Below are 370 nucleotides of genomic sequence, written 5' to 3' on the forward strand. Positions count from 1 at the left end.
GGACTTCATCTTCTTCTCCGCTTGCGGTCATTACCACAGGTAACGCCACATATCCGCATCTTTTGTGCATAGGAGCCACAAACAATTCTGTGACTACTATATATGCGGTGGTCGGTAATCTTGCAACAGGTGCATCCAGTTTCGAGATTGCTTCGCAGGTTAATACGGCAATTGGATCGGGTGCCTTCACGTCCACGATTCCACGTATAATTGGAAGCTATGTTACTGTGTTCTCATACCAAAACGGCATGATGAACACCGCAAACGCGACTGACTTATCGACAGGGTGGAGTTCGTACAGTATTGGTACGTCCAGTGGTTTGATAAATGACTTGGCTTTCTTGCCGGGAGCTAATTTGTACGTAATGGC

Annotated in this window: 1 protein-coding gene; it reads right to left on the minus strand. The window is 46.8% G+C overall.

The features are described 5' to 3' along the window. A partial coding sequence (locus tag AC1RPQ_RS08155) for a hypothetical protein (protein WP_481762285.1) occupies positions 1-196 on the minus strand: 196 nt, incomplete at its 3' end. Positions 197-370: the final 174 nt, after the last annotated feature.

This window comes from Dellaglioa sp. CoH-57-MRSF-21 (genome assembly GCF_056781915.1).